Origin of the sequence: Gemmobacter lanyuensis, from assembly GCF_014652355.1 — a bacterium.
Taxonomy (GTDB): Bacteria; Pseudomonadota; Alphaproteobacteria; order Rhodobacterales; family Rhodobacteraceae; genus Gemmobacter; species Gemmobacter lanyuensis.
On record NZ_BMYQ01000004.1, the window covers coordinates 131,875 to 154,995 of the forward strand.

Annotated in this window: 24 protein-coding genes; 15 read left to right on the forward strand and 9 right to left on the reverse strand. The window is 65.3% G+C overall.

Translation table 11 applies throughout. The features are described from left to right. Window positions 1-35 precede the first annotated feature (35 nt). On the reverse strand, window positions 36-878 hold the full coding sequence (locus tag IE101_RS09040; RefSeq protein ID WP_189633501.1) for a universal stress protein: 843 nt from the start codon (window positions 876-878) through the stop codon (window positions 36-38). 206 nt (window positions 879-1,084) lie between these two features. On the opposite strand from IE101_RS09040, the gene ccoN reads away from it, so the two are divergent. The 5 genes from ccoN to IE101_RS09065 all read left to right on the forward strand — a co-directional run bounded on the left by ccoN (window position 1,085) and on the right by IE101_RS09065 (window position 5,697). Continuing rightward, the gene (ccoN, locus tag IE101_RS09045) at window positions 1,085-2,686 is read left to right on the forward strand and encodes a cytochrome-c oxidase, cbb3-type subunit I (protein WP_189633502.1); all 1,602 of its coding nucleotides are present in this window, start codon (window positions 1,085-1,087) and stop codon (window positions 2,684-2,686) included. Between the two features lie 13 nt (window positions 2,687-2,699). Beyond that, complete coding sequence (ccoO, locus tag IE101_RS09050; RefSeq protein WP_189633503.1) at window positions 2,700-3,425, forward strand: cytochrome-c oxidase, cbb3-type subunit II; 726 nt, start codon at window positions 2,700-2,702, stop codon at window positions 3,423-3,425. Window positions 3,426-3,437: 12 nt separating this feature from the next. Continuing rightward, entirely contained in the window at window positions 3,438-3,644 is a 207-nt protein-coding gene (locus IE101_RS09055) for a cbb3-type cytochrome c oxidase subunit 3 (protein ID WP_189633504.1), read from the forward strand. Between the two features lie 3 nt (window positions 3,645-3,647). Continuing rightward, window positions 3,648-4,535 carry a cytochrome-c oxidase, cbb3-type subunit III gene (gene ccoP / locus IE101_RS09060; protein WP_189633505.1) on the forward strand — a complete coding sequence of 296 codons (888 nt, stop codon included), beginning with the start codon at window positions 3,648-3,650 and terminating at the stop codon, window positions 4,533-4,535. Between the two features lie 262 nt (window positions 4,536-4,797). Next, window positions 4,798-5,697, forward strand: a complete 900-nt coding sequence (locus IE101_RS09065) for a LysR family transcriptional regulator (RefSeq protein ID WP_189633506.1) — start codon at window positions 4,798-4,800, stop codon at window positions 5,695-5,697. A gap of 145 nt (window positions 5,698-5,842) precedes the next feature. On the opposite strand, the gene IE101_RS09070 is transcribed toward IE101_RS09065, so the two are convergent. Beyond that, window positions 5,843-6,529: a DUF2270 domain-containing protein gene (locus IE101_RS09070; protein ID WP_189633507.1), complete on the reverse strand. Its 687-nt coding sequence runs from the start codon at window positions 6,527-6,529 to the stop codon at window positions 5,843-5,845. Window positions 6,530-6,775: 246 nt separating this feature from the next. Between IE101_RS09070 and ccoG the strand changes: the two genes are divergently transcribed. The 4 genes from ccoG to ccoS are packed head-to-tail and all read left to right on the forward strand — an operon-like array spanning window position 6,776 to window position 11,064. Continuing rightward, window positions 6,776-8,221 (forward strand): cytochrome c oxidase accessory protein CcoG, encoded by a 1,446-nt coding sequence (gene ccoG / locus IE101_RS09075; RefSeq protein ID WP_189633508.1) that lies wholly within the window; start codon window positions 6,776-6,778, stop codon window positions 8,219-8,221. Window position 8,222: 1 nt separating this feature from the next. Then, a complete protein-coding gene (locus tag IE101_RS09080) occupies window positions 8,223-8,678 on the forward strand; it encodes a FixH family protein (protein ID WP_189633509.1) in 456 nt (151 codons plus the stop codon). A 3-nt stretch (window positions 8,679-8,681) separates the two neighbouring features. After that, on the forward strand, window positions 8,682-10,901 hold the full coding sequence (locus tag IE101_RS09085; protein ID WP_189633510.1) for a heavy metal translocating P-type ATPase: 2,220 nt from the start codon (window positions 8,682-8,684) through the stop codon (window positions 10,899-10,901). A 4-nt stretch (window positions 10,902-10,905) separates the two neighbouring features. Beyond that, window positions 10,906-11,064 (forward strand): cbb3-type cytochrome oxidase assembly protein CcoS, encoded by a 159-nt coding sequence (gene ccoS, locus IE101_RS09090; protein WP_189633511.1) that lies wholly within the window; start codon window positions 10,906-10,908, stop codon window positions 11,062-11,064. Window positions 11,065-11,110: 46 nt separating this feature from the next. Here ccoS and hemC read toward each other — a convergent pair whose 3' ends face one another. Further along, on the reverse strand, window positions 11,111-12,055 hold the full coding sequence (gene hemC / locus IE101_RS09095; protein ID WP_189633512.1) for a hydroxymethylbilane synthase: 945 nt from the start codon (window positions 12,053-12,055) through the stop codon (window positions 11,111-11,113). A gap of 91 nt (window positions 12,056-12,146) precedes the next feature. Here hemC and IE101_RS09100 point away from each other — a divergent pair, with 91 nt between their 5' ends. From IE101_RS09100 to IE101_RS09110, 3 genes are all read left to right on the forward strand, one after another. Beyond that, entirely contained in the window at window positions 12,147-12,452 is a 306-nt protein-coding gene (locus IE101_RS09100) for a hypothetical protein (RefSeq protein ID WP_189633513.1), read from the forward strand. Window positions 12,453-12,504: 52 nt separating this feature from the next. Further along, the gene (hemE, locus tag IE101_RS09105; protein WP_189633514.1) at window positions 12,505-13,536 is read left to right on the forward strand and encodes a uroporphyrinogen decarboxylase; all 1,032 of its coding nucleotides are present in this window, start codon (window positions 12,505-12,507) and stop codon (window positions 13,534-13,536) included. A gap of 83 nt (window positions 13,537-13,619) precedes the next feature. Then, window positions 13,620-14,825: an aminotransferase-like domain-containing protein gene (locus IE101_RS09110; protein WP_189633515.1), complete on the forward strand. Its 1,206-nt coding sequence runs from the start codon at window positions 13,620-13,622 to the stop codon at window positions 14,823-14,825. A gap of 39 nt (window positions 14,826-14,864) precedes the next feature. Here the strand turns inward: IE101_RS09110 and IE101_RS09115 are convergent, their stop codons facing one another. The 5 genes from IE101_RS09115 to clpS are packed head-to-tail and all read right to left on the reverse strand — an operon-like array spanning window position 14,865 to window position 18,276. Continuing rightward, the gene (locus IE101_RS09115) at window positions 14,865-15,203 is read right to left on the reverse strand and encodes a hypothetical protein (RefSeq protein ID WP_189633516.1); all 339 of its coding nucleotides are present in this window, start codon (window positions 15,201-15,203) and stop codon (window positions 14,865-14,867) included. Window positions 15,204-15,222: 19 nt separating this feature from the next. Beyond that, complete coding sequence (gene hemF, locus IE101_RS09120; protein WP_189633517.1) at window positions 15,223-16,083, reverse strand: oxygen-dependent coproporphyrinogen oxidase; 861 nt, start codon at window positions 16,081-16,083, stop codon at window positions 15,223-15,225. Between the two features lie 16 nt (window positions 16,084-16,099). Beyond that, window positions 16,100-16,906, reverse strand: a complete 807-nt coding sequence (locus IE101_RS09125; protein WP_189633518.1) for an SDR family NAD(P)-dependent oxidoreductase — start codon at window positions 16,904-16,906, stop codon at window positions 16,100-16,102. A gap of 12 nt (window positions 16,907-16,918) precedes the next feature. Continuing rightward, on the reverse strand, window positions 16,919-17,902 hold the full coding sequence (locus tag IE101_RS09130) for a class I SAM-dependent methyltransferase (protein WP_189633622.1): 984 nt from the start codon (window positions 17,900-17,902) through the stop codon (window positions 16,919-16,921). A gap of 53 nt (window positions 17,903-17,955) precedes the next feature. Further along, entirely contained in the window at window positions 17,956-18,276 is a 321-nt protein-coding gene (gene clpS, locus IE101_RS09135) for an ATP-dependent Clp protease adapter ClpS (RefSeq protein WP_189633623.1), read from the reverse strand. 138 nt (window positions 18,277-18,414) lie between these two features. Here clpS and IE101_RS09140 point away from each other — a divergent pair, with 138 nt between their 5' ends. From IE101_RS09140 to IE101_RS09150, 3 genes are all read left to right on the forward strand, one after another. Next, window positions 18,415-19,119: an HAD family hydrolase gene (locus tag IE101_RS09140; RefSeq protein WP_189633519.1), complete on the forward strand. Its 705-nt coding sequence runs from the start codon at window positions 18,415-18,417 to the stop codon at window positions 19,117-19,119. A gap of 173 nt (window positions 19,120-19,292) precedes the next feature. Next, the gene (locus tag IE101_RS09145; protein ID WP_189633520.1) at window positions 19,293-20,870 is read left to right on the forward strand and encodes a D-alanyl-D-alanine carboxypeptidase family protein; all 1,578 of its coding nucleotides are present in this window, start codon (window positions 19,293-19,295) and stop codon (window positions 20,868-20,870) included. A 72-nt stretch (window positions 20,871-20,942) separates the two neighbouring features. Then, window positions 20,943-21,620 (forward strand): fumarylacetoacetate hydrolase family protein, encoded by a 678-nt coding sequence (locus IE101_RS09150; RefSeq protein WP_189633521.1) that lies wholly within the window; start codon window positions 20,943-20,945, stop codon window positions 21,618-21,620. Window positions 21,621-21,627: 7 nt separating this feature from the next. Here IE101_RS09150 and IE101_RS09155 read toward each other — a convergent pair whose 3' ends face one another. Continuing rightward, a complete protein-coding gene (locus IE101_RS09155; protein WP_189633522.1) occupies window positions 21,628-23,040 on the reverse strand; it encodes an FAD-binding oxidoreductase in 1,413 nt (470 codons plus the stop codon). Window positions 23,041-23,121: the final 81 nt, after the last annotated feature.

A 23,121-nucleotide genomic window follows, 5' to 3' on the forward strand; every position in this document is an offset into this window, starting at 1 on the left:
GGGCGGCCCGCGATACGGGCCGCCGGGTCGGCGCATCAATGCGCCATCAGAACTGGCACCTCCGCCTGTTCCAGCATATTGCGGGTTGCGCCGCCCAGAATCGCCTCGCGGAACCGGGAATGGCCATAGGCGCCCATCACCAGCAGATCGGCATTCATGTCGCGCACATGGCGGTTCAGCACGTCTGAAATGCGCGGCATAGACCGTGCCAGCACCGAAACCTCGGCCTTGACGCCGTGACGGACGAGCATCTGGCACAGCATCCCGCCGGGGTCCGACCGTTCCGGGCCATGCTGCGGCGGATCGATCACCGCGATGTTCACCAACCCCGCCCGTTTGAGGAAGGGCAGCGCGCGGCGCACGGCGACCATGGCCTCGCGGCTCTGGTTCCAGCCGATCACCACCCGTTCGGGCAGTTTCACATCCGCGCTGTCGGGCAGCACCAGCACCGGGGCCTGCCCCTCGAACAGCGCCGATTCCAGCACCGCCTCGGCTTCGCCGCCCCGGCCCTTGCCATAAGGGCGCGGCAGCACCAAGAGATCGGCAAAGCGCGCACGCTGTGCCACCAGTTCGCCCACGGCGCCCACCTGGGCCACCGCGCTTTCCAGCGACCAGCGCAGGTCCACCGCCTCGGCCGAAAGCAGCGCCTTGGCCGCAGTCTCCGACTCGCGCGCGTCCTGTTCGGCGCGCTCCATTGCGACCTGCATCAGGACCGCCCCGCTCCCAAGGTAGGAATACCCCAGCTGGGTGCGGTCGATCCCGAGGGCAAGGACATCCAGATGTGCATCGAGTGCAACTGCAAGATGCGCCGCGCTGGGAAGTGCGGATCTGGCTTCATCCGGCGAAGAAATGATCGTTGTCAAGGATTTGTAGGCCATGACGCTGTCTCCTCGGGTGTTGGGAAGATGCCCCAAGCTATGCGCGGGGTCACCTTGCCGCATTGACCTCGATCAAGCGAGCCCCCCCTTTGTGTTGACATGGATCAATGCCGCTTGGACGCTCATCTGCGAAAGCGGAATGGTCGAAAAGCGCCCGGACGACTCGTGCAAGCGGGACGGACCGGGCCAAGACGAAGGGACGCAATATGTGGGATTACGTTAAACTGGTCGTGCTCGGCCTGATCGCGGTCTTTGCCGCGATCGCGGCCAATTACGCGCTCGACCTCGCCTATATGGTGAACGCGATCGTCGTCATGCTTGCGGCAGCCATCACCTTCATCGTGGTGGCCCGCGGAATGTATGAGCCGAAGGTCGCGGTTTCCGCCAATGAATACAACGACGGCGTCGTGCGCGCCGGCGTCATCGCGACGGCCTTTTGGGGCGTCGTGGGCTTTCTGGTCGGCGTGGTCATCGCCTTCCAGCTGGCCTTTCCGTCGCTGAACATTCCTGGCGTCGAGGGCATTCTGAACTTCGGGCGCCTGCGTCCGCTTCACACCTCGGCCGTCATTTTCGCCTTTGGCGGCAATGCCCTGATCATGTCGGCCTTCTACATCGTGCAGCGCACCTGCGCGACCCGGCTCTGGGGTGGGAACCTCGGCTGGTTCGTGTTCTGGGGTTGGCAGCTGATGATCGTGCTGGCCGCGACCTCGTATGTTCTGGGCGGGACCCAGGGCAAGGAATATGCTGAAACCGTCTGGTACATCGACTGGTGGATCGTGGTCGTCTGGGTCGCCTTCCTGGTGGTGTTCTTGGGCACGCTGATCATGCGCAAAGAGCCGCATATCTACGTTGCCAACTGGTTCCTGCTGTCGATGATCATCACCGTGGCCATGCTGCACGTGGTGAACAACCTCGCCATCCCGGTCAATATGTTCTCGTCCAAGTCGGTGTCGCTGTTCGGCGGCGTGCAGGACGCGATGACCCAGTGGTGGTATGGCCACAACGCGGTGGGCTTCTTCCTGACCGCGGGCTTCCTGGGGATGATGTACTACTTCGTGCCGAAACAGGCCGAACGTCCGGTCTACAGCTACAAGCTGTCGATCATCCACTTCTGGGCGCTGATCTTCCTGTATATCTGGGCTGGTCCGCACCACCTGCACTACACCGCGCTTCCCGATTGGGCCGCGACGCTGGGCATGGTGTTCTCGGTCATGTTGTGGATGCCCTCGTGGGGCGGCATGATCAACGGCCTGATGACGCTTTCGGGCGCCTGGGACAAGCTGCGGACCGACCCGATCATCCGCATGATGGTGGTGTCGATCGGCTTCTACGGCATGTCCACCTTCGAAGGCCCGATGATGTCGATCAAGGCGGTGAACAGCCTGTCGCACTACACCGACTGGACCATCGGTCACGTCCATTCCGGCGCGCTTGGCTGGAACGGCATGATCACCTTCGGCGCGCTCTATTTCCTGACGCCGCGTCTGTGGAACCGCTCGGGGCTCTATTCGCTGAAACTCGTGTCCTGGCACTTCTGGCTGGCGACCATCGGGATCGTGCTTTACGCGGCTTCGATGTGGGTGACCGGCATCATGGAGGGCCTGATGTGGCGCGAAGTCGATGCGAACGGTTTCCTCGTGAATGCCTTCGCCGATACCGTGGCCGCCAAGTTCCCGATGTATGTGGTGCGGGGTCTGGGTGGGGTCATGTTCCTCAGCGGGGCGCTCATCATGTGCTACAACCTGTGGATGACCGTGAAGGCCGCACCTGCGAAGGTGTCTGCCGGCGCGGCTGTCCCGGCTGAATGAGGAGGGAAACGAAATGGCTTTCCTCGACAAACACAAAGCAATCGAAACCCATGCCACGCTGCTGCTGGTCCTGTCCTTCCTGGTCGTGACCATCGGGGGCTTGGTGCAGATCGTGCCGCTGTTCTACCTGGAAAACACCATCGAGAAGGTTGAAGGGGTCCGCCCCTACAGCCCGCTCGAACTGGCCGGGCGTGAAATCTACGTGCGCGAAGGCTGCTATGTCTGCCACAGCCAGATGATCCGTCCCATGCGGGACGAGGTCGAACGCTATGGCCATTACAGTCTTGCGGCGGAATCGATGTATGACCATCCGTTCCAGTGGGGCTCCAAGCGCACCGGGCCGGATCTGGCCCGCGTCGGTGGCCGCTATTCGGACGAATGGCATGTGCAGCACCTGATCAGCCCGCAATCCGTCGTGCCGGAATCCGTGATGCCGAAATACGCGCATCTCATGGATAACGAACTGGATGGCGCGCATATCGGTGACAGCATGTGGGCGAACAGCGTGGTGGGCGTGCCCTACACGGATGAGGCCATGGCAAATGCCCAGGCCGACTTCCAGGCCCAGGCGGACCCGAACGCCGATACCGAAGGCCTGCTGGCCCGCTACCCCGGTGCCGTGGTCAGCAACTTCGATGGCCAGCCCAAGCTGACCGAGATGGATGCGCTGGTGGCTTATCTGCAGGTGCTGGGCACGATGGTCGACTTCTCGACCTTCCAGCCCGATCCGAGCCGCTGAGGAGGGGGGATCATGGATACCTATTCCTTCCTTCGCCACTTCGCTGACAGCTGGATGCTTCTGCTGATGACGGCGCTGTTTGTGGGGGTGGTGGTTTACGCCTTCCGCCCCGGCAGCCGCAAGCTTCAGGACGATGCCGCCAACTCGATCTTCCGCAATGAGCGGCGCCCCGCGCCGCCCGCTGCGGAACCGGCCAGCCGCAATTTCAAGGAGGCGTGAGAGATGTGCGCCAAGCAAGTGAAGAAGGTCGGTGACGTCGAAACCACCGGCCACGAATGGGACGGCATTGCCGAGCTCAACAATCCGCTGCCGCGCTGGTGGCTGTGGACCTTCTACCTGACCATCATCTGGGCTGTCGGCTATTCGATCTACTACCCCGCCTGGCCGCTGCTGACGCAGGCCACGCAGGGGATGGTGGGGCAGTCGGCCTCCGGGGATACCCGTCTGGCCGTCGCCGAAGAGATCAAGCGCTTTGACGATGCCAACGCCCCGATCAAGGCCAAGCTGGTGGCCGCCGACCTGAACGCGATTGCCGCCGATCCCGAACTTGGCGGTTACGCCAAGGCCGCCGGGGCCGCCGTGTTCAAGACCTGGTGTGCCCAGTGCCACGGTGCCGGTGCGGCGGGCGTGCAGGCCGGGGGCTTCCCGAACCTGCTCGACGACGACTGGCTCTGGGGGGGCGATATGGAGGCGATCCATACCACCATCACCCACGGCATCCGCAACACCACCGATCCTGACGCGCGCTATTCGCAGATGCCCGCCTTCGGCACCGATGGTTTGCTTGAGCCGACCCAGATCGGCGAGGTGGTCGAATATGTGCTGCAGCTGTCCAAGCAAGAGCATGACGCGACCAAGGCCACCGCTGGCGCACAGATCTTTGCGGAAAACTGCGTGGCCTGCCACGGTGAACAGGGTCTGGGTGACCGCACGCAGGGCGCGCCGAACCTGACCGATGCCGTCTGGCTCTATGGTGGCGATCGCGCCAAGATCACGGAAACCGTCACCAAGGCCCGTTTCGGCGTCATGCCGAACTGGAATGCCCGCCTGTCGGAAGACGAGATTCGCGCCGTTGCGGTCTATGTGCATGGTCTGGGCGGCGGCGAGTAATCGCCCCACCCCTTCCTTCAAAATGCAAAAGGCCCCCGGAGCGATCCGGGGGCCTTTACTGTTCATCCTGCATGATCAGCGCGTCCGGGGGCTGGGCGGCGTCGTGTCGCGCGGCGGGGTGGTGCGGGTGGCTACCATCAGGCTTTCTGCAATCAAGGCTAACATCTCCATCTCCTTTTCTGTCTGGATGGGTTGAATATGGCATGAAAAGAGGGTTGCATCGACTCAGAGATTTTTCGCGCATGTAAGTTGAGGTTACATTATGGATTGGCGCCTGATGCCGCCGCTTTCAGCCCTGCGTGCCTTTGCCGCCTTTGCCGAGGCCGGCGCGATCGAGGCGGCCGGCGCGCGGATCGGGGTGACGCATGCCGCCGTATCACAGCAGATCCGCGCGCTTGAGGCGCATCTGGGTTTGTCGCTGGTCGAACGTGGCGGTCGCCGCCTGACCCTGACGCCAGAGGGCCGCCGCCTTGCCGAGGCGCTTGAGGCAGGCTTTGGCCAGATTGCCACTGTGATCGCCGCGCTGACTGGCGCGGATCAGACGGCGCCGTTGCGGATCACCACGACCCCCACCTTTGCCGCCGGTTGGCTCATGCCGCGCCTGCCGGATTTCCGGGCGCGCCACCCCGATGTGGACCTTGCCATCGACCCCGCCCCCGAAAACCGCGACATCGGGCGCGAGGCCGATGTCGGCCTGCGCTACGGCAATGGCGACTGGCCGGGGCTGGAGACGCGGCTGATCCTGCGGTCTTCGGTGGTGGTGGTGGCCGCACCCCGGCTGGTTCCGCCGGGCGACGGTGCGGATCTCGCCCGATTGGCGGGTCTGCCCTGGCTGCAAGAGCTTGGCACCACCGAAGCCACCGCCTTTCTGGAACAGAACGGCCTGACGCGGCGGGCAGGCGCAGCCATCATCTCATTGCCCGGCAATCTGATGCTTGACGCCGCGCGCGACGGGCAGGGGGTAGCGGTGATCGCCCGCGGCTTTGTCGAGGCCGATCTTGCGGCGGGGCGCCTGCATGTTCTGCACGAAGATGCCGCGCGCGAGGGGTATTTTCTGGTTACCCGCCCCGGCCCGCAGCGCCCGGCCCTGCGCGCCTTTACCACCTGGGTGCTGCGACAGTCTGGCGCAGGCTTTGCGCCCAAACCGCCCCCCGGCATTTGACGCAGGTCAAGGTGCGGCCCGCGGATCGCGGGCAAGGTGATCTTGTTCCGGTTGCAAGGCCGGGCATGGCACCGCCGTCCCATCCTGTTCGCGCGTTTCCTGGGGGCGACGGTGCCTTTTTCTTTCCGCCGGATCAGCCCCCAGATCAGCCCATCGACGCCCCGCGACTTTGCCCGCGTTCGGCCAGACGCCGACTGTCGCGTCGGGTGATCCAGATCGCCAGCCCGGCCCATGTCACGATATAGGTGGCCCCCAAGCCCAGCACGACAAGCCCGGGCAGCGGCCCGATGTCGGCGCGGGCGATGAACGTGGCCAGATCGGGCACCGAAACCGGATGAACCAGCAGCTTGCCGACATAGGCCAGGGACTGGATCAGCACGATCCAGAGATAATTCGACCGCACCCGCCGCGCCACCGCCACCAGATAGCTGACGTGATAATCCGGCGCGCGATAATCCTGTGCGAGAACGCTGCGCCAGACGACCGGATCATGCGGTGCGACGGGGTCCAGAATCGGCACATAGAGATGCCGCTCCATCCAGCGCGCCCGCGCGCGCCAGACGTTGAAGTAACGATAGCGCCGCGCCTCGAGCGCGAGGAAGAACAGCACCAGCACCCCCACCAGAACCAGCGGCAGGGGCGACGCCTCGGGCGAGCTGAAGGTGATCGACAGTGCCACCCCCAGTGTCACGACCGACCAGTTTGTCGTGGTATCCAGCCGCGTGCGCCACACGGTGGAACGATAGACCTCGCCTCGGTAGAGATGCGCCAGCGCCCCGATCTCGGCCGCGCTAAGTTCGGCTGGGTCCTTGGGGTTGGCCGGTTCGGTCATGGGCGCTCCTGTTTCTGGGCGCGCGGGCGGTGATGCGTCCCTTGGCCGCAGCATGACAGGCTGCGAAACAGCGGTCAAAGCCTGGTTTTCAACCGCAAAAGTCAAGCCGCCCGGCCCTTGGGATGTTTTTGGCCAATATGACGCATGGCTTAGGTGTATCGCCGATGCGATTTTTGATACAGGTCAAGGCAGGGGCGTGGCCCTTCCGCGCATATCTGCCGCCAGAACGCCAGTCGGAGTTTTTCCGTGTCCAGCCCAGATACCGATCATGCCCTTTATGCCGCGCGGGAACCCGTGTTCCCCAAGCGCGTCAAAGGCGCCTTCCGCACCCTCAAATGGTGGCTCATGGCGCTGATGCTGGGGGTCTATTATCTTGCCCCCTGGATTCGCTGGGACCGTGGCCCCGCGCTGCCGGATCAGGCGATTCTGCTGGACCTTGCGAACCGCCGGTTCTTCTTCTTCATGATCGAGATATGGCCGCATGAATTCTATTTCGTCGCGGGCCTGCTGATCATGGCGGGTCTGGGGCTTTTCCTGTTCACCTCGGCGGCGGGGCGGGTCTGGTGCGGCTATGGCTGCCCGCAGACCGTCTGGACCGACCTGATGATTCTGGTGGAGCGTTGGGTTGAAGGCGATCGCAATGCCCGGCTGCGCCTGCACCGCCAGAAATGGGACATGGAAAAGATCCGCAAACGCGCGATCAAATGGACGCTGTGGATGCTGATCGGTCTGGCCACGGGCGGGGCCTGGGTCTTCTACTTCACCGATGCCCCGACGCTGGCACGCGATCTGGTCACCGGGAACGCCCATCCCATCGCCTATACCACCATCGCGATCCTGACCGCGACGACCTTCAGCTTCGGCGGCTTCTTCCGCGAACAGGTCTGCATCTATGCCTGCCCCTGGCCGCGCATCCAGGCCGCGATGATGGACGAAGACACGCTGACCATCGCCTATCGCGAATGGCGGGGCGAACCGCGCGGCAAGATGGCCAAAGGCGGCGGCGTGGCCGAAGGGCAGGGCGATTGCATCGATTGCATGGCCTGCGTCAACGTCTGCCCGATGGGCATCGACATCCGCAACGGTCAACAGATGGCCTGCATCACCTGCGGCCTGTGCATCGACGCCTGCAATGAGATCATGGACAAGATCGACCGCCCGCGCGGCCTGATCAGCTATCTGGCGCTGACCGATGAAACCCGCGAACGGACTGGCCTGCCGCCGAAAAGCGTGTGGAAACACGTTTTCCGCCCGCGCACCATTCTTTATACGGCGCTCTGGTCGGCGGTGGGCATCGGCCTTGTGGTGGCGCTGTTCCTGCGCTCGGACATTGACATGAACGTCAGCCCGGTGCGGAACCCGCTTTACATCACCCTGTCGGATGGCACGATCCGCAACGTCTATGACATCCGTCTGCGGAACAAGCTGGGCGAGGCGCATGACTACGCGCTGACCGTGACTGCCGATGCCGACCTGGCGCTGCGCGTGGAAGGGGCCGAGGGCAATGTGGTGACGGTTCCGGCCAATGACACCCTGTCGGCCCGGGTCTATCTGGATGCACTGCCTGACAGCAAGGCCGCGCATGAGGGCCGGACCGAGGTGCGCCTTTGGGTCACCGATGACGAAGGCAAGGGCGGCACCCCGGCCCGCATTCACCACGACACCGTCTTCAACGGAAAAGAGGCGCAGTAACATGGCCCAGATCACCGGACGTCACGTTCTTGTCTTCACCGTGGGTGCCTTCAGCATCATCATCGCGGTGAATGTGCTGATGGCCTGGAAGGCGATTTCCACCTTTCCGGGCCTTGAGGTGCAGAATTCCTACGTCGCCTCGCAGCAATTCGACGCCGAACGTGAGGCGCAGACCGCGCTCGGCTGGACCCTGACGCAGGATTACCAACCCGGCGCGGGGCTGTTCCTGACCTTCACCGATGCCGAAGGTCTGCCGGTGCAGGTCGAGGATCTGCAGGTGCTGGTGGGCCGCTCCACCTCGGTCGCCGATGACCAGCGGCCGAACTTCGTGCGTGAGGCGGGCCGCTATACCGCCGCCGTCGATCTGGCGCCGGGCAAATGGGTGTTGCATGTCGAGGCCAAATCCCCCGATGGCACGGGGTTCCGGCAGCGGCTCGACCTTTTCGTAAAGGGCTGAGCCATGGCCGTGGCAGAGCGCATCCCCCCGATCGAGACGGAAGCCCGGCTGGCCGCCTCGGCCTGCCCGGCCTGCATCGCAGCCCCTTCGGCCGAGGATCTGGCCAAGGCGGGCGCGGCGCGGGATACGCGGCTGATGCTGTCGATCCCGACCGCCCATTGCGCGGCCTGCATCTCGACGGTTGAGGGCGCGCTGGCGCAGGTGCCGGGGGTGAAATCGGCCCGCGTGAACCTGACGATGAAGCGCGTCTCGGTCGATGCCGGGCCTGAGGTCGATGCCGCCCCGCTGATCGCCGCGCTGGAAGGCGTGGGCTATGAGGCGCATGAACTGGACGCAGGGCTTCTGTCCGCCACCGAAACCGATCGGCAGGGCCGCGACCTGCTGATGCGGCTGGGGGTGGCGTTCTTCTCCATGATGAACGTCATGCTTCTGTCGGTCGCCGTCTGGTCGGGGGCCGAGGATGCGACGCGCGATCTCTTCCACTGGATTTCCGGCGCCATTGCGCTGCCGACGGTGGTCTTTGCGGGCCAGCCGTTCTTCAAATCGGCCTGGGCCTCGCTCCGTGTGGGGCGGCTGGGGATGGATGTCCCGATCAGCCTTGCGCTGATCCTCGCCTCTTCGATCTCGGTCTTCGAGACGATGAATTCCGGCCATCACGCCTATTTCGATGCTGCGGTGATGCTGTCGTTCTTCCTGCTGCTGGGCCGCTATCTCGACCATCGCACCCGCGCCATTGCCCGATCGGCCGCCGAAGAGCTGGCCGCGCTGGAAGTGCCGCGCGCCGTGGTGATCCGCGAAGGGGAAGAGCGCACCGTCGCCATTTCCGAAATCGCGGTGGGTGAGATCGTCCGCGTGCGCCCCGGTGGGCGGATGCCGGTGGATGGCGTGGTGATCGAAGGCACGTCCGAGGTGGACCGTTCGCTTCTGACCGGGGAAAGCCTGCCGGTCTGGGCCGGCCCCGATACCGTGGTCAGCGCGGGTGAGGTAAACCTGACCGGCCCGCTGACCCTGCGCGTCACTGCGGCGGGCAAGGATTCCAGCCTGCATCGCATGGCCGATCTCGTCGCCGTGGCCGAGGCCGCCAAGACCCGCTACACCGGCCTTGCCGAACGCGCGGCCCGGGCCTATTCGCCGCTGGTGCATCTGCTGTCCTTTACCGCCTTCGGGTTCTGGATGTGGAAAACGGGCGGCGATCTGCGCTTTGCGATCAATATCTCGGCCGCGGTGCTGATTATCACCTGCCCCTGCGCGCTTGGCCTTGCCGTGCCTGCCGTGGTGACGGCGGCCAGCGGCAAGCTGTTCCGCAAGGGCCTGCTGATCAAGCATGGCACCGCACTGGAGCGTCTGGCCGAGGTGGATACCGTGGTCTTCGACAAGACCGGCACCCTGACGCTGGGTGTGCCGGAAGTGACCAACCTGCAAGATCATCCGCGCGTTGCCAGCGAAGTCGCCATGGCGCTGGCCGCGGCCTCGTCGCATCCGCTGGCGCTGGCGCTGGTGCAGGGGGCCAAGGCGGCGGGCATCACCCCGGCCGAGGTGACCGACCTGCAAGAGGTGCCGGGCTATGGTGTCGAAGGCAAATGGCGCGGGCGTCGGGTGCGGCTGGGCCGCGCGGGCTGGTGCGGTGCCAGCGCCGATCTGGGCGTGACGGCCACCTGGCTTTGCACGGGCGAAGACACCCCGCGCGCCTTCACCTTTGTGGATCGCCTGCGCCCCGGCGCGGCCGAGGCCATCAGCGCCCTGCGCGGCCAAGGCATGCAGATCCGTCTGATTTCCGGTGATACCGAAGGGGCGGTGGCGGCGCTGGCCGGGCGGCTGGGGATTGCCAACTGGGTGTCGGGTGCCCTGCCCGCGGAAAAGGCCGCGCTGGTCGCCGATCTGACGGCCGAGGGACGGCGCGTGCTGATGGTGGGCGATGGTCTGAACGACACGGCGGCCCTGGCCGCGGCACATGTGTCGATTTCACCGGCTACGGCGCTCGATGCCGCGCGCGTGGCCTCGGATATCGTGCTGCTGGGGCAGGATATGTCGCCCATCGCCGATGCGGCGCGCATTGCCCGGCAGACAACGAAGCGCATCAAGGAAAACTTCGCCATTTCCGCGGTCTATAACGTGGTGGCCGTGCCGCTTGCGCTTGTCGGGGCGGCCACGCCGCTGGCGGCGGCGCTGGCCATGTCGCTCTCGTCGATCTCGGTCACCCTCAACGCCCTGCGCCTGAAGTGATGCCATGGAAATTCTGACGATCCTCATCCCTGTGTCGCTGCTTTTGGGCGGGATCGGCTTGGCCTCATTCTTCTGGGCGCTGCGCAAGGGGCAGTTCGAAGACCCGCAGGGCGACGCGAACCGCATCCTGACCACGGATTACGACGATCATCCGAAGCCATGAAAAAGGGGGCGCGAGGCCCCCTTTTCGACATCGATTCCGGCCTGTCTCAGCGCCAGCTGAAGAACCCGGACGGAGCCTGCGAAAGCAGGCTACGGGCCAGATCGGCCCCCATCGCGGCGGCGTCGGCAATGCTGCTGCGCGCCTCGCCGACGATGACCTCTGACCCGTCGGGGCGCAGGATTTCGCCGCGCAGCCAGACCTGATCCCCCTCGAGCAGGGCCAGCCCCGCAATCGGGGTTTCGCAAGACCCGTCGAGCGCGGCCAGAAAGGCGCGCTCCGCCGCAAGGCGCTGGCCTGTGGGCGTATCATGGATCGCGGCCAGCATCGCGGCGGCGCGGTCATCCGCGGCGCGGCGTTCGATGCCGATGGCCCCCTGCGCCACGGCGGGCAGCATCTCTTCTACCGCGATAGCCGATCGCGCGACCTGCGCCATGCCCAGACGGTTCAGGCCCGCCATGGCAAGGAAGGTCGCAACCGCGACTCCATCTTCCAGCTTTTTCATCCGCGTCTGCACATTGCCGCGGAACTCGACCAGGTTGAGGTCGGGGCGGCGATGGGCCAGCTGCGCGCGGCGACGCAGGCTCGACGATCCCACGGTCGCACCTTGGGGCAGATCGGCCAGCCGTTCCACCAGAGGCGAGACGAAGGCATCGCGCACATCTTCCCGCGGCAGGTAGCAATCCAGCAGCAGGCCGTCCGGCTGGGCCACCGGCATGTCCTTCATCGAATGGACGGCAATGTCGATGGCACCGGCCAGCATCGCCTCTTCGATTTCCTTGGTGAACAGACCCTTGCCGCCGATCTCTTTCAGCGGGCGGTCCAGCACGCGGTCGCCGGTCGTCTTGATGACCACGATCTCGAACGCTGCCTCGGGCAGGTCGAAGGCCGCCATCAGGCGGCTGCGCGTCTCATGGGCCTGGGCAAGCGCCAGCGGGGAACCGCGGGTGCCGATCTTCAGGGGTTCGGCGGGGGAGGGGAGCGTGATCGTCATGGCCAAGTCCTAGCCGTGCCGGGGCAATGTTTCAACGGCTCTTGCGTCGCACCCCCTTTGCGCGGGGCGGGGGCGCGGCTAGAACGGCGGCATGACCCTGTCTTTCCTGATCGCCCTTGCCTTGCCCCTGCTTCTGGTGGCCCTTGCCCTTCGGATCGAGGCGGGCGCCATCCGTGACCGCATCTCGGGCGGCAACGGGCTGATGCTGCTGGCGGCTTTTGTGGTTTCGGTCGGGATTGCGCTTCTGTCCGTGGGGCTTGTGGCCTTCCTGCTGGGCAGCAAGGCGGCGGTTGGCCTCGGCGCGCTGCAAATCACGCTGCTCGCGGGGCTTTGGCAGTGCAGCCATTGGCACCTGCGGCGGGTGATCGCGCAGGGCCGCGACAATCGCCGCGCTTGACTTCGCAGGGCGGGCAGTCAAGTCAGAGCCATCAGGAAAGAGGACGCGACCCATGACCGACAAGACCATCCTCCGTGCGCTGAAGGGCGAGGTTCTGCCGACCCCGCCGATCTGGATGATGCGTCAGGCCGGGCGCTATCTGCCGGAATATCGCGCGACGCGCGCGCAGGCGGGCGATTTCCTCTCGCTCTGCTATAATCCCGAACTCGCGGCCGAGGTCACGCTGCAGCCGATCCGCCGCTACGGGTTTGATGCGGCGATCCTCTTTGCCGATATCCTGCTGATCTGTCAGGCGCTGGGGGCAGACCTGTGGTTTGAAACGGGCGAAGGCCCGCGCTTGTCCACCATCACCTCGGCCGCTGATCTGGCCCGGCTGAAGCCCGCGCGCGCGATCCATGATCGCCTTTCGCCGGTCTATGAGACGGTGAAGATCCTGTCCCGCGAATTGCCGCGCGAAACCACGCTGATCGGCTTTGCCGGGGCGCCCTGGACGGTGGCGACCTATATGATCGCCGGACGTGGCACCAAGGATCAGGGTCCGGCCCATGCGCTCAAGTCCGCCGAGCGCGCGACCTTTGCCGCGCTGATCGACCTGATTACCGAGGCGACGGTGGATTACCTGTCGGAACAGGTGAAGGCCGGGGCTGAGGTCGTAAAGCTGTTTGACAGCTGGGCGGGCAGCCTGAAGGGCGAGGATTTCACCGATTTTGCCGTGAAACCCGCCGCGCGGATCATTTCCGAACTGAAGGCCCGCCACCCCGGGCTGCCGATCATCGCCTTCCCGCGGGAGGCGGGGCAGGGCTATGTCGGCTTTGCCAAGGCCACCGGCGCCGATTGTGTGGCGCTGGACAATTCCGTCAGCGCGGATTGGGCGGCGGCCCATGTGCAGGTTGACGGCTGTGTGCAGGGCAACCTTGCGCCCGACCATATGGTCACCGGGGGCGAGGCTCTGGTGCGCGAAACCCGCCGCGTGGTCGAAGCCTTCCGCAAGGGGCCGCATATCTTCAACCTTGGCCACGGGATCACGCCGGATGCCGATCCGGAAAACGTGCGCCTCATGATTGAAACCGTGCGCTCGGCCTGACCAGTTAGGTCAGGCTTATTGACACGCTTCGCGCCGCGGCGCAGTCTGCGCCACAAGCGACAGGGGCATCTGGGAGGATGACGATGCAGTGGACGGATGTGCTGGCAACGCGCAGCACGCGCATGAAGGCGTCGGAGATCAGGGAGCTGCTGAAGCTTCTCGATCAGCCTGACATCATTTCCTTCGCGGGCGGGATCCCCGATCCGGCGCTGTTCCCGGCGGATGCCTTCGCTGCGGCCTTTGCTACGGCCATGTCGGGCAGCACGGCGGCCACGGCGCTGCAATATTCGGTCTCCGAAGGGTATCGCCCGTTGCGCGACTGGATCGCGGGGTGCATGGCCGACCTCGGGATTCCCTGTGACGCCGAGAATATCCTGATCACCTCGGGGTCGCAGCAGGGCCTGGATTATCTGGGCAAGCTGATGATTTCGCCCGGCGATACCGTCATGGTGACCTGGCCCACCTATCTGGGCGCGCTGGGGGCTTTCAACGCCTATGAGCCGCGCTATGTCCGGCTGGACCCGATGGCCAATACCAGCCCCGAGGCGGTGAAGGCCGAGGCTGCGGCCGCCGGCAGCACCGTGAAATTCGCCTATCTGACGGCTGACTTCTCGAACCCGACGGGCGAGACGATCCCCGTCGCTGCCCGCCACGCCCTGTTGGATCAGGCCGAGGCGCTTGGCATCGCCATCGTCGAGGATGCCGCCTATCAGTCGCTGCGCTTTGACGGCACGCCCGTGCCGCCCATTCTCGCGCTGGAGATCGAGCGGACCGGCAGCATCGAGGCCGCGCGGACCATCTATTGCGGCTCCTTCTCCAAGACGCTGGCACCGGGGCTGCGCGTGGGCTGGATCTGCGCCGCGAAAGAGGTGATCAGCCGTCTGGTGCTGCTGAAACAGGCGGCGGATCTGCACTCCTCGACCCTCAGCCAGATCGCGACCGAGATCGTCGCCCGCGAGATGTTTGACGACCATGTCGCCAAGCTGAAGGCCACCTACAGCGGGCGGCGCGACCGGATGCTGGCGGCACTGGAACGGGAAATGCCCGCAGGCGTGCGCTGGACGCGGCCTGAAGGCGGGATGTTCATCTGGCTGACCCTGCCCGAGGGCATGGATGGCGCCGATCTGCTGGCGAAATCGCTGGCCTCGGAACGGGTGGCCTTTGTTCCCGGCGGGGCCTTCCATGCCGATGGCAGCAACCGTAACACGCTGCGTCTCAGCTATTCCTGCGCCTCGGATGCCCAGATTGATGAGGGCATCGCGCGGCTGGGTCGGCTGCTGCGGCGGTGAAACAGAAAGGGCGCGCGGGGAACCGCGCGCCCGTTTCGATTACAGGCCCGGCAGGCCCATCTTTTGGAGCTGCGCCAAGGCCGCCTCGGCCCCGTCGCAGGTTTTCAGCCGCACGGCAACCTGGCTTGCATAGCCAAAACGCCCCGCCTTTTCCGGCCGCAGCGTGACCAGAAGGTCGGTGCCTTGCGTGGCGACAGCGGCAATCGCGTCTTCGGCGCCAAAATCTTCGTCATTCACCTCAAACCACACCGCGCCGCCGCCAACGGGCTGGCGGAACAGGGCATAGTTTTCCTCGCGGCCATCGACAAACCCAACGAAAACCGCGCCCTCTTCGGTGGCGACGGTCGCATAGGCGGCCTTTACGACAAGTTCGCTCATTCCCGGCCCTTTCGGCGGTTTAGTACCATTTCGCGATGGGCGGCAGGCTCATCAGCACGGCATCGGCATTGTGGCCTGTTTCCAGCCCGAATTTCGTGCCCCGGTCATAGACAAGGTTGTATTCGGCATAAAGCCCGCGATGGCGCAGCTGGGCCTCGCGGTCATCGTCCGAGGCGGGGGTGCCAAGGCGCCGTTCCGTGACCGGCAGGAAGGCCGGCAGGAAGGCGCGGCCCACGTCTTGGGTAAAGGCGAAATCCGCCTCCCAGTCGCCGGTGTTCAGATCATCATAGAAGATCCCGCCGACACCCCGCGCACGGCCCCGATGCGGGACAAAGAAATAGTCGTCGGCCCAGGCCTTGAAGCGGGGGTAGTAATCGGGCGCATGGGCATCACAGGCCGCCTGAAGGGTGGCGTGAAAATGCGCGGTATCCTCGGGGTATTCCAGACAGGGGTTCAGGTCCGCGCCGCCGCCGAACCACCAGGCATGGGGTGTCCAGAACATGCGGGTATTCATATGCACCGCCGGGGTATGGGGGTTCTGCATATGCGCGACAAGACTGATGCCGCTGGCCCAAAAGCGCGGGTCATCGGCCATGCCCGGCACACCGCGTGCAGCCATCGCCTTTTGCGCGCGTTCACCCAGCGTGCCATGCACGGTCGAGACATTGACCCCGACCTTTTCGAACACCTGCCCGCCGCGCATCACGCTCATCAACCCGCCACCACCGCTTTCGCGGGTGGTGGGGGTTACCTCGAACCGCCCGGCGCGGTCGCCGCCAAAGCGGTCTTCCAGCGCCTCGAAGGCGGTGACGATGTCATCGCGCAGGCTGCGGAACCAGTTGGCCGCGCGGTCCTTGCGGGCGGCGAAATCATCGGACATGGGCCTCTCCTGTTCCTTAATGGGCGGGCGTCGCCACGGGGTCGAGCAAGCTGCGCCCGCCATCCAGCGTCAGCACCTGACCGGTCATGAACCCCGAGGCATCCGAGGCCAGATATTGCACCGTTTCCGCCAGTTCCGCCGCCGCCGCAATGCGGCCAAGCGGCGTGCCCGCAGTGATGGCCGCGCGGCAATCGGGGGTTTCCTTGATCTGGGACAGAAGGCTCGCGCTCATCACCGACCCTACGGCTATGGCATTGACGCGAATGCCCCGCGGCGCCAGTGCCAGTGCCATGCTGCGGGTCATCTGATCAATCCCGGCGCAGGCGATGGAATAGCCCAGCAGCTCGGGCCGGGTCTGGCGCGACACGATCGAGGACAGGTTGATGATGCTGCCCGCGGGCGTGCCCGGTTCTGCCCCTTCGGTCTGGGCGATCATGCGTTTGGCGCAGAGCTGGGCCAGGCGCAGGCTGCCCAGCAGGTTTTGCTGCAGCATCTGCTCCACCCCGTCATCCTCGCTTGCCAGTGGGTCGGACAGGATCACCTGCCGCGTCGCGTTCACCAGAATATCCACCCGTTCAAAGGCATCCATCGTGGCCGAGAGCAGATTGGTGATCGCCAGCTTCTGCCGCAGATCCCCGGCAAACAGCCGCACCGGCCCTTCGGCCCGGGCCTCGGCGCCGATTTCATCGACCAGCCGGTCCTCGTCGATATCGGCGAACATCACATTCGCGCCCTTGTCGACAAAGTGACGCGCGATGGCGAGGCCGAACCCATTGGCGGCGCCGGTGACGATGGCGGTCTTGCCTTGAATGGAAAGGGACATGGGGGCTCCGGGTCAGCGACGAACGGGATAGGAGGCGCGGGTGACCCGGAAGGCACCGTCGCCGCCGACATCCTCGATCTCGCGGAAGAGGGCGCGCAGGGCGGGGTCGTAGGGCAGGTGGCGGTTCCACACAACCCAGAGCGACCCATCGGGGGCCAGCATCTTGGCCGCCGCCCGCAGGAAGGCCAGCCCCAGCGCGGGGTCGGCATCGCGCCCGGTGTGGAAGGGCGGGTTGCAGACCACCGACCCCGCCAGATGCGGCACCTGCCAGGTGGTCGCATCGGCCCAGTGGAACTGGGCGCGGTCGTCGGTCACATTCTGGCGCGCGCAGTCCAGCGCGGCCAGCTCTGCCTCGACCAGGTGCAGCTCTTTCACGCCAGCGCGGGTCAGGATGTGGCGCGACAGATACCCCCAGCCCGCGCCCAGATCGACAACGCGCGAGGGGAACTTGGCCGGCAGCGCCGCAGCCAGAAGCGCGGATCCCCGATCCGGCCCATCGGCGGAAAAGACGCCCGGGGCGGTCACAAACCCCTCGACCTCGGCCACAGTCCCGGCCCAGTCGGTCAGGGCATTGCCCGCAGGGAAGCTGAAGATCTTGCCATGCGCTTTTGCCATCGCCTCGGACACGGCAACCCGACCGCGCAGATCCTTATACACCGCATCGACGCCATCGGTCTTTTGTCCATCGACCACCACCGGCGCACCGTGGGGCAGGGCGGCACAGGCCGCGGCCAGCAGGGCGCGGGCCTCGGCCTTGGCGCGTGGCAGGCAGACCAGCGCCGCGGCAAAGGCGCCCTCGACCGCCGTCGCGCAGGCATAGCCGCGCGCGGTGAACCAGTCGTGATCGGGCCGGAAGCCGGTGATGACGGTCACGCGGTCTTTCGGCAGATCCGACAGATCATCCCCGCTGCGGGGGCGGAACACCGCGATGCGGCCTTCGGTGGGCAGGGAAATCGCGCCGGAATCCAGCGCAAGGGCAAGGCGGGCAGATCGCATGTCGGGCTGTAGCAGGGCAGCCAAGGCGGCCCGGTCCTATTTTCCGGGGCCGGTCATTCCTTCTCCATCGTGCATTGCAGCGGATGCTGATGCCGACGCGAGAAATCCATCACCTGGGCCACCTTGGTTTCCGCCACCTCGAAAGAGAACACGCCAACAACGGCAAGCCCCTTCTTGTGGACGGTCAACATGATCTCGAACGCCTGCGCGTGGTTCAGGCCGAAAAACCGTTCGAGGATATGCACCACGAATTCCATCGGGGTGTAATCATCGTTCAGCAGCAGCACCTTATAAAGCGGCGGGCGCTGCGTGCGCGTGCGGGTCTTCGTCAGGATCGAAGCATCCGATCCATTCCCATGGTCTTTGTCGGACATCATGAGGGGGCGAAGGGGCACGGCGCTCTCCGGGGTTGGCGGGCGGATTCGGGATCGGTTCAGACCCGGAATTATAGCGGAAAACTGTGTCACGAAAAGGGGCTGGCAAAAATCCCCTGCATCCGGCAGGGTCCTGCCATGGCGCGCATCACTTTCATCGGCTTCGATGCCGACGACACCCTCTGGCAGAACGAAACCTTTTTCCGCCTGACGCAGGAAAGGTTTGAATCGCTTCTGGCCGATCACGCCGATCCCGCTCATCTGCATGACCGCCTTCTGGCGGCCGAGCGGCGCAATGTCGGGCATTATGGCTTTGGCGTGAAGGGCTTTGTCCTGTCGATGATCGAAACCGCCATCGAGGTGACGGAGGGCCGGGTTCAGGCCTCGGTCGTTGCAGAACTGATGGCCGCGGGCCGCGAGATGCTGGCCCACCCGATCGAGCTTTTGCCCCATGCGCGTGACGCCGTCGTTGCGGCCGCCGATCACGGGGCGCGGGTGGTGCTGATCACCAAGGGCGACCTGCTGGATCAGGAACGCAAGCTTGCCCAATCGGGGTTGGGGGATCTGTTCCACGGGGTCGAGATCGTGTCGAACAAGACGGCCGATGTCTACGCCCGCCTCTTCATGCGCCATGGTGTTGCAGCCGAGGGGGCGATGATGCTGGGCAACTCGCTCAAGTCCGACGTGCTGCCGGTGCTTGAGACGGGTGGCTGGGGCGTGCATGTCCCCCATCACCTGACCTGGGCGCTGGAACACGCAGAGCCCCCCCACGGCCATGAGCGGTTTTGTGAACTTTCCGATCTGGGAGGATTGTTGCCGCTTCTGAACAGGGTGGACCCCTGATCTGGTATCTGCTACCCATCTTGCCCACTAGATGTTCCTTCGCGCAGTCTTGCCACAGGCTAACTGTATCGAATTTAAGGGGTTTTCGGCTGACAGCCTGCTGTGATAGCATCCGGGAAAGTCCCGGAAACACGGGACATCGAGGCAGAGAAACGAAGGCAAGGGGCAGCGACGTGGTTTCGCGACTTGGGCAGTTCGTCCGTAACATCACACTGCTCACGACGTTCATCGTGGTGGCAGCCTGTTCCGCCACGAAACCGACGGTGTCGGATGCCGCGCCCTATGCGGCTTATGTGATGGACGCCCGCACGGGCGAGACGCTGTATGAAACCAACGCGGAAACGCGGCTTCATCCGGCCTCTCTCACAAAGATGATGACGCTCTACATCGCCTTCGAGGCGATTGAGCGGGGCGAGATCAGCCTTGATTCGATGATCAAGGTCACGCGTCATGCCTCTGAACAGCCGCCGTCGCGTCTGGGTTTGAAGCCGGGCCAGAAGATCGCGTTGCGCCATCTGATTCGGGCCGCGGCAATCAAATCGGCCAATGATGCGGCCACCGCCATCTGCGAAGGCATCGGCGGGTCGCAGGAAAAATTCGCGGATCGCATGAACCGGACGGCCAAGGCCATCGGCATGACGAATTCGCATTTCGTGAACTGCAACGGTCTGACAGCCAAGGGGCATCTGTCCACCGCCAAGGACATGTCGGTGCTGGGTCGTCGGCTGTTTTATGATTTTCCGCAGTATTACAACATCTTCTCGCGCCGGGAAACCGATGCGGGCGTCAGTGACGTTGTGTCCACCAACCGCAAGTTTCTGGACATGTACAAAGGTGCCGATGGCATCAAGACCGGCTTCACCAATGCGGCGGGCTTCAACCTGACGGCTTCGGCCGAACGCAATGGCGTGCGCCTGATCGCCACCGTCTTTGGTGGCACCTCGACCGCGCAGCGCAACGCCAAGGTGGCCGAGCTGCTGGATCTGGGTTTTTCGCGCGCGAAACCGGGCAAGGCCGTAGTGCCGCCGCCTGCGCCTGTCTATGAGGCCGCGCCGCAGGAGCCTGTCCTGATGGCCGAGGCCACGGGCGAAGGCACCCGCGTTCAGGGCGCCAAGACAGTGCGGGTTTCGACCACCGTTGTAACCTCGATCCGGCCGCGCCCCCGCCCGCAGATCGCCGCCGCCGCGCCGGTGCAGGTTGCTGCAGCCGAACCCGCGCCCAGCGGCGATGACCCGCTGGCGGAAATGATTGCCGCCGAGGTGGCCGTGAACGCCATGCAGGGCGATATCGCCGGGGCGCTGGCCGAGGCGACAGCCGCACCTGCGGTCCCGGCGATGGATGACGGCAGCGTGATCAACCTCGCTGCGGCGACCATCACACCCGCCGCACCGGTACCTGCGCCCGAGCCGGAACATGTGCCGACCGTCATTCACACCACCGCGACCGATGTGGCCATGGTCGCCCCGGATCCCGTGCCGACCGAGGCCGAGGTCGTGACCCGAATCTCCACCTCGGGCGGGCGGCATTGGGGCGTGAACATCGGCCGTTTTGCCAGCCGTGTGGCTGCGGAACGTGCGCTGATGCAGACCATGCTGGAAGAAAGCGCCACGCTGAACGAAGGCCTTCGCAAGATCGTGCAGCGCCCCACCGGCTTTGACGCGAATTTCATGGGGCTGAGCCAGAAACAGGCCGAGCTTGCCTGCCTGCGTCTTCAGGCGCGCGGCACGCAATGCTTTGCCATCGGGCCGTAACGCCCCCAGCCACGCCTTGCACGATGAACCGCCTCCGGGCAGGGTGAACCCCTGACCCGGAGGTTTCGTTTCATGGACTATGTCTTTCCGCCGCATCCGCAGCCCAGCCTGCCGGTCGAGGGCAGCGCCGCCCGCTTTCCCCTGCGCCGCATCTTCTGCGTCGGGCGCAACTATGCCGAACATGCGCGCGAAATGGGCAATGATCCCGACCGCGAGCCGCCGTTCTTCTTTACCAAACCCGCCGATGCGCTGGTTCAAAGCGGGGCAGAGATCCCCTATCCCCCGGCGACGCAAGACCTGCATCATGAGGCCGAGCTGGTGGTCTGCCTGTCGCGCGGCGGGGCCGATATTCCGGCTGAACATGCGCTGGCCCATGTGTTTGGCTATGCGGCCGGCAATGACCTGACGCGCCGCGATCTACAGTGGGAGGCGAAGGCCGCCAAGCGGCCCTGGGACATGTCCAAGGGTTTTGATCGTTCGGCGGTGATCGCGGCAATCCGTCCGGGTCAGGCGGTGCCGGAGGGCGGCCTGCGCGCCTGGGTGGGGGATGAGCTGCGCCAGAGCGCACCTCTGGCCACGATGATCTGGCCGGTGCCGATGATCATCGCCTATCTTTCGCGTCTGGTGACGCTGGCGCCGGGCGACATCATCATGACCGGCACGCCCGCAGGTGTCGGCCCCATCCTGCGGGGGCAGGACTGCCGGGTTGAAATCGACGGGTTGGCACCCGCGGTGGTGCGGGTGGTCTGACCGCCGTTCAGGGCAGGACCTTGCCGGGATTCATGCGGTTGTCAGGGTCGAGCGCCTGCTTGATCTGCGCCATGACCGCAAGGGCCACCGGGTCTTTGCGCCGCCGCATCGAATTGCGCTTGGACAGGCCCACCCCATGTTCGGCGGAAAAGGTGCCGCCAAGGCGCTGCACCTCTTCCTCCAACATTTCGACGATCCGGTCTGCCTGTTCGGGATCGGCGGTCGGGGGAAAGACGGTCAGATGCACATTGCCGTCGCCCAGATGGGCCACGGCCATCATCTCGGCCGCCGGCTCAAAGGCCTGCAGCCGCGCCTCGAACCCTTCCATCAGCGGGGCCACGGCATCCAGCGGCACGGCGACATCGGTGTCGATGAAGGGGCGGCGGGCAAAGGTGATTTCTGCTGCGAGTTCCCGGCGCTGCCACATCGCGGCGCGCTGGCTTTCGTTCCGGGCGATCTGGGCATCCAGCACCAGCCCGTCCTCCATCAAATCGGATAGAGTGGTTTCCAGAAGGTCGGTCAGGGGCAGGCTGCCATCGGGCAGGGGGGTGGTGTCGCGCGTGGCAGTGGCGCCGAGTTCGACCAGAATCGTCACATCGGGGCGGGGGGTGAAGGGTTCGCCAATGTCGGGCCGCGCCTCGGACAGGCGGCGCATATAGCTCGCGGGCATGTATTCAAACGCCTCGACCAGACCGCCGGTCGCCTGTTGCAGGCGGTTCAGCAGCACCAGCGCCTCGGGCAGGCTGCGGACGGCAAGGGTGGCGGTGGCATGGGCGCGCGGGGCGGGCACCAGTTTCATCACCGCCGCGGTGATGATGCCCAGCGTGCCTTCGGCCCCGATGAACATATCCTTCAGTGCATAGCCGGAATTGTCCTTGTGCAGCGCGTTCATCAGGTTCAGCACGCGGCCATCGGCCAGCACGACCTCAAGCCCCAGGCAAAGGCTGCGGGTCGATCCATAGCGCAGCACATTGGACCCGCCCGCATTGGTGGACAGCGCCCCCCCGACCATCGCCGACCCGCGCGCCCCGAACCAGAGCGGGAAGTAGAGGTCCAGCGCGGCCGCAGCTTCATGCAGGCGCGACAGGATCACCCCAGCCTCGACCACGGCGACACGGGCCTCGGGGCGGATGTCGCGGATGCGGTTCAGCCGCTCGACCGACACCATCAGGCCGCCGCGTGTCATCAGCCCGCCCACCAGCCCCGTGCGCCCTGCCGCAGGCACAACGGCCACGCCACGCTGCGCGGCAAGGCGCAGCACCTCGGCCACCTCGGCGGTGGATCCGGGGCGCACCACGGCCAGCGGATCGGCAACATAAGCGCCGGTCCAATCGGTCAAATAGGGTGCCCGATCGGCCCCGGTCAGCACATGGGGGGCGCCCAGACAGGCAATCAGATCAGTCAGCAGGGCTTGGGTCATCGGGGGCTCCTTCCCCGGCAGAATGGCGACTTGTCGCCGCCCTGACCAGAGGGTGTTGACACGCCCCGCCGCCTTCGGGAA

Excerpts from the sequence above, each read along its gene's own strand:
- ccoS (WP_189633511.1), top strand. The coding sequence starts at position 10,906 with ATGGAAATTCTGACGATCCTCATCCCTGTGTCGCTGCTTTTGGGCGGG.
- ccoO (WP_189633503.1), top strand. The coding sequence starts at position 2,700 with ATGGCTTTCCTCGACAAACACAAAGCAATCGAAACCCATGCCACGCTG.
- IE101_RS09065 (WP_189633506.1), top strand. The coding sequence starts at position 4,798 with ATGGATTGGCGCCTGATGCCGCCGCTTTCAGCCCTGCGTGCCTTTGCC.
- IE101_RS09110 (WP_189633515.1), top strand. The coding sequence starts at position 13,620 with ATGCAGTGGACGGATGTGCTGGCAACGCGCAGCACGCGCATGAAGGCG.
- hemE (WP_189633514.1), top strand. The coding sequence starts at position 12,505 with ATGACCGACAAGACCATCCTCCGTGCGCTGAAGGGCGAGGTTCTGCCG.
- IE101_RS09100 (WP_189633513.1), top strand. The coding sequence starts at position 12,147 with ATGACCCTGTCTTTCCTGATCGCCCTTGCCTTGCCCCTGCTTCTGGTG.
- ccoP (WP_189633505.1), top strand. The coding sequence starts at position 3,648 with ATGTGCGCCAAGCAAGTGAAGAAGGTCGGTGACGTCGAAACCACCGGC.
- IE101_RS09130 (WP_189633622.1), bottom strand. The coding sequence starts at position 17,902 with ATGCGATCTGCCCGCCTTGCCCTTGCGCTGGATTCCGGCGCGATTTCC.
- IE101_RS09055 (WP_189633504.1), top strand. The coding sequence starts at position 3,438 with ATGGATACCTATTCCTTCCTTCGCCACTTCGCTGACAGCTGGATGCTT.
- clpS (WP_189633623.1), bottom strand. The coding sequence starts at position 18,276 with ATGTCCGACAAAGACCATGGGAATGGATCGGATGCTTCGATCCTGACG.
- IE101_RS09115 (WP_189633516.1), bottom strand. The coding sequence starts at position 15,203 with ATGAGCGAACTTGTCGTAAAGGCCGCCTATGCGACCGTCGCCACCGAA.
- IE101_RS09125 (WP_189633518.1), bottom strand. The coding sequence starts at position 16,906 with ATGTCCCTTTCCATTCAAGGCAAGACCGCCATCGTCACCGGCGCCGCC.
- IE101_RS09070 (WP_189633507.1), bottom strand. The coding sequence starts at position 6,529 with ATGACCGAACCGGCCAACCCCAAGGACCCAGCCGAACTTAGCGCGGCC.
- hemC (WP_189633512.1), bottom strand. The coding sequence starts at position 12,055 with ATGACGATCACGCTCCCCTCCCCCGCCGAACCCCTGAAGATCGGCACC.
- IE101_RS09040 (WP_189633501.1), bottom strand. The coding sequence starts at position 878 with ATGGCCTACAAATCCTTGACAACGATCATTTCTTCGCCGGATGAAGCC.
- IE101_RS09085 (WP_189633510.1), top strand. The coding sequence starts at position 8,682 with ATGGCCGTGGCAGAGCGCATCCCCCCGATCGAGACGGAAGCCCGGCTG.
- IE101_RS09140 (WP_189633519.1), top strand. The coding sequence starts at position 18,415 with ATGGCGCGCATCACTTTCATCGGCTTCGATGCCGACGACACCCTCTGG.
- IE101_RS09080 (WP_189633509.1), top strand. The coding sequence starts at position 8,223 with ATGGCCCAGATCACCGGACGTCACGTTCTTGTCTTCACCGTGGGTGCC.
- IE101_RS09150 (WP_189633521.1), top strand. The coding sequence starts at position 20,943 with ATGGACTATGTCTTTCCGCCGCATCCGCAGCCCAGCCTGCCGGTCGAG.
- ccoN (WP_189633502.1), top strand. The coding sequence starts at position 1,085 with ATGTGGGATTACGTTAAACTGGTCGTGCTCGGCCTGATCGCGGTCTTT.
- hemF (WP_189633517.1), bottom strand. The coding sequence starts at position 16,083 with ATGTCCGATGATTTCGCCGCCCGCAAGGACCGCGCGGCCAACTGGTTC.
- IE101_RS09155 (WP_189633522.1), bottom strand. The coding sequence starts at position 23,040 with ATGACCCAAGCCCTGCTGACTGATCTGATTGCCTGTCTGGGCGCCCCC.